Origin of the sequence: Streptomyces kebangsaanensis (assembly GCF_001906585.1) — a bacterium.
Taxonomy (GTDB): domain Bacteria; phylum Actinomycetota; class Actinomycetes; order Streptomycetales; family Streptomycetaceae; genus Streptomyces; species Streptomyces kebangsaanensis.
Genome location: NZ_JUJA01000103.1, coordinates 1 through 4368, shown reverse-complemented (window position 1 = coordinate 4368; position 4368 = coordinate 1). Strand labels below are relative to the sequence as shown.

General features: G+C 67.9%; 1 protein-coding gene and 2 pseudogenes. All 3 read left to right on the top strand.

Features of this window, described 5'->3' with window-relative positions; translation table 11 throughout:
* A pseudogene (locus RH94_RS15465) lies at positions 1-453 on the top strand (LamG domain protein jellyroll fold domain protein); the annotation flags it as partial.
* A 119-nt stretch (positions 454-572) separates the two neighbouring features.
* Positions 573-3830 (top strand): annotated as a pseudogene (locus RH94_RS15460) (RHS repeat-associated core domain-containing protein); the annotation flags it as partial.
* A gap of 92 nt (positions 3831-3922) precedes the next feature.
* Positions 3923-4306, top strand: coding sequence for a transposase (locus RH94_RS15455; RefSeq protein WP_073946048.1), 384 nt, complete (start codon positions 3923-3925; stop codon positions 4304-4306).
* The last annotated feature ends 62 nt before the right edge of the window (positions 4307-4368 follow it).

Sequence of the window (4368 nt, the reverse complement as noted above, 5' to 3'; positions counted from 1 at the left end):
ACCGGGCAGGTGCTCGGGCAGCGTACGGCGGACGGTTCGGCATGGGGGCTCTGGTACGAGCTGACAGGCAAGCAGACCGTGCTGGATGAGGACACGTTCGAGGAGAAGACCGTGCCCGTCGGTTTCTGGCGCTTCGGTCGGCTCAACGCGGACGGGACGTTCAGCGCCGTGACTTCCGACGAGAGCGCACTGGTGGACGGCATGGTCCGGTTGACCGGCGTCTTCGATGCCCAGGCAGGCACGACAGGCACGATCAGCCTCTATCTGGGATACATGCAGAACGGCGAACCCCGCGCGTTCACCGCGAAGGCCGGCTCGGGCGACTTCGCTGTCGGCAAGGGCTTCACCGCAGGGGCATGGCGGCACTTCCTTCCGGGCCAGGTGGCAGAGGTACGCCTGTGGGCCGGCGCGATGGCCGATGGGCAGCAGATCGAGGAAACCGTGGGTGACTGACCCGTGGAAGGGGTGAGGGCAGCCCTTGAGGCAGCTGTCCTCACCCCGGGGGTGCGGCAGACCCGGTGTTCTGCAAACGACTGGACTTCTTTTCTACGGGACTGGGCGGGGCGAAAACGATGGTCTTTGGCATAGGCACCTCAAGACGGCGACGTGCAGGAGCCGCACGGCATCGCGCGGGCCGGCTGCTGGTGCAGTCGATCGCCCTCGCGCTGGTGGTTCCCATGGGGCTGGCACAGGTAGCCGAAGCCACGACATCGGGGGGCCTTGGACGGCCTGATGTGCCCAAGCCCCGGGTAAGCAAGGTCCAGGTGTTCGAGGGGCCGGGCGCGAAGAAGGCGCGACAGAAGGTCGCCCGGGACAAGAAGGCCAACACGGCTCAGGCCAGAAAAGCCCGGACGGAGCAGAAGGCTGCCTGGCCCAAGCAGGGCGAGGCCACGCTCAGGCTCACCGGTGGCAGGACGGCCAACGCCTCGCCGGGTGGTGTGCCCATCATGGTGAGCTCGGTACCCGGCGGGAGCGCGAAGGCCCAGGCCGCGGCCGGCGGCACGGCACGGATCAACGTGCTGGACCAGAGGGCCGCCCGGATGGCGGGAGTCACAGGTGTACTGCTGACGGCCGAGGCCGACACGGCGGGCACCGCCGAGGTGAGCGTCGACTACAGCGGCTTCGCCTCGGCGATCGGCGGCGGGTGGTCGCAGCGGCTGCGTCTGGTGCAGTTGCCCGCCTGTGCGTTGACGTCCCCGCAGAAACCCGAATGCCGCACCCAGCGACCGCTGACGTCCGACAACGACGTCGCGCACCAGTCGGTATCGGCGAAGGTGCACCTGGGCGGAGCGGCAAGCGGAACGTCTAAGCAGCTCCTACGCGCGGACAGTGCCGGCGGTGGAGTGACGGTGCTCGCGGTCACCGCCGCCGACGCCGGGTCCGGGCAGTCACCGAAGGGAACCGGGGACTACTCGGCGACGCCGCTGTCATCGTCCTCGTCCTGGCAGGCCGGCGGCAGCTCGGGGTCCTTTACCTGGTCGTACGACTTCACCATGCCGCCCGCGGCGGCCGGCCCGACGCCGTCGCTGTCGCTGTCGTACGACTCGGGCAGCGTCGACGGACGGACGGCGACCACCAACAACCAGGGCACGTCGGTGGGTGAGGGCTTCGCGCTCAGCGAGTCCTACATTGAGCGCACCTACGGCTCCTGCGACGACGACGGGCATCCGGAGGTCTTCGATCTGTGCTGGAAGTACGACAACGCCCGTCTGGTGCTGAACGGCAAGTCGACCCGCCTGGTCAAGGACGACGCTACCGGGCAGTGGCGACTGGAGAACGACGACGCCTCGAAGGTGACGCGCTCCACCGGAGCCGACAACGACGACGACAACGGTGAGTACTGGACCGTCACCACCGGCGACGGCACGAAGTACGTGTTCGGCCTGAACAAGCTGGACGGCGCCGGCGCCCAGCGCACCAACTCCACATGGGCGGTGCCCGTGTTCGGCGACGACGCCGGCGAGCCCGGCTACTCGGGCGGCAGTGCCTTCGCCGACCGTGCTCTCACGCAGGCGTGGCGGTGGAACCTCGACTATATCGAGGACACCCGGGGCAACGCGGCCACGTACTGGTACACGAAGGAATCGAACTACTACAAGAAGAACAAGTCGAAGACCGCCAACGCCTCCTATACCCGGGGCGGCTACCTCACCCGGATCGAGTACGGGCTGCGCAAGGGCGCCCTGTTCGCGGACAAGGCGGACGCGAAGGTCACCTTCGACCACGCCGAGCGCTGCACTGCCTCCAACTGCTCCAGCCTGACGAAGGACACCGCCAAGAACTGGCCGGACGTGCCGTTCGACGCGATCTGCTCCAAGGACGGCTCCGACTGCAACGCGGCCGGCCCGGCCTTCTTCACCCGCAAGCGCCTGACCGGAATCGACACTGTCTCCTACAACGTCACCAGCGGTGTATACGACCCGGTGGACTCCTGGGCGCTGACCCAGGAGTACCTGGACGGCGGGGACATCGGGGACAGCTCCGACCAGGTGCTCACGCTGAAGTCGCTCAAACGCACTGGTAAGGCGGGTGATACGAGCATCGGCCTCAACCCGATCTCGTTCACGTACCAGATGCGGCCCAATCGGGTAGACGCCACCGATGACATCCTGCCGCTGACCCGGCCCCGTATCTCGACCGTCACCTCCGAGACCGGCGCCATCACCACGGTGACCACGTCGGCTCCCGAATGTGTGCGCAGCCAGGTACTGAACGCGGCACCGGACACCAACACCCGTTCCTGCTACCCGCAGTTCTGGCACATCAACGGCTCCTCGGATGCCTCGATCGACTGGTTCCAAAAGTACCGGGTGCTGGCCGTGACCGTCTCCGACCCGGCCGCGGACAACGAGGCGGTCGAGTACGCCTACTCCTACAGCGGTGCGGCCTGGCACCACAGCGACGACCCGTTCACGCCGAAGGGCGAGCGCACCTGGTCGGACTGGCGGGGCTACCGCCAGGTCACCGCGTGGACCGGTGCGACGAGCACGACGCGTTCCAGGACGGTCTCGCTCTACCTGCAGGGCATGCACGGGGACAAGAACAAGGACGGCACCACCAAATCCGTCACCGTTGCCCCGCTGGCGGCACCCGACCTTGGCGCGGCCTCGGTCACCGACAGCAACCAGTATGCGGGCCAGCTTCGCGAGCAGGTCACCTACGACGGCGCCACGCCGATCTCGGCGACGGTGAACGACCCCTGGTCCAAGGAGACCGCCCGGCAGAACGCGCCCGATGCCGCCGATCACGTGGCCCGCTACGTACGCACCGGCAAGGCCAGCACGTACGCCTACCTCACCGCCTCGAAGACGTGGCGCACCCGCTCCGTCAGCACCACCTTCGACGACTACGGCATGCCCGCCAGCGTCAGCGACTCCGGGGATGCCGGCACCGGCGGTGACGAGACCTGCACGCGCACCTGGTACGCACGCAACGACGCAGTCGGCATTACCGGCCTGGCTTCCCGTACCCGCACCGTCGGCCGGGCCTGCTCCATCACGGAATCCAACCTCAGCCTTCCGGTCACCTCCGCCACGGGTGGCGACGTCCTGTCGGACACCGCCACCGTCTACGACACGCCGAACGCCACAGCCTGGTCGGCGACGCAGAAGCCTACTCGGGGCGAGGCCACCTGGGCCGGCCGCGCCACCGGCTACGCGGCCACCACCGACCCGGGCGGCGAGAGGATGCCGACAGGCTGGCAGACCGTGGCCACCACCAGCTACGACACCCTCGGCCGCACACTGAGCGTCACGAACGCGGCAGGGCACACCACGTCCACGGCGTACACGCCTGCGGACGCGGGACCGCTGACCAAGACCATCACCACCTTCGAACCCAAGCCCCTCTCTGTCAGCCTTGGGTGAGACGCCCCGCTTAGTCGGGTTAGCCTGAGAGGGCACGACAGGAGAACCACCCCCTCATGACCAGCACCAACCCCGCCGAGTCCGACCCGGCCCCCAGGCCGAAGCGCCGTTCCTTCAGTCCGGAGTACAAGCTGCGCATCGTGGCCGAGTACGACGCCGCACCCAAGAACGAGAAGGGCGCTGTCCTGCGCCGCGAGCGCCTTTACCACTCGCACGTCAAGGAATGGCGGGCCGCGCGGGATGCCGGGGCATTGGAGAAGCTGGTCGACCAGCGCACCAGCCCGGCCCGGCCTAAGAAGTCGGCCGCAGAGACGGAAAACGAGAAGCTGCGCCGCCAGGTGGAACGGCTGGAGAAGGAACTGGCCCGGAACAAAGCCGCGTTGGAGGTCATGGGAAAAGCTTCCGCGCTCTTGGAAATGATCTCCGAGGGCGCGGACTGAGGACCGCAGCCGACCCGGTGGTCGATGACGCGTTCGCCGGCATCGAGGGCAAGTTGGGCATC

What these genes read in the sequence shown, in the direction of transcription:
- RH94_RS15455 (WP_073946048.1), top strand. Translation starts at nt 3,923, where the DNA reads ATGACCAGCACCAACCCCGCCGAGTCCGACCCGGCCCCCAGGCCGAAG.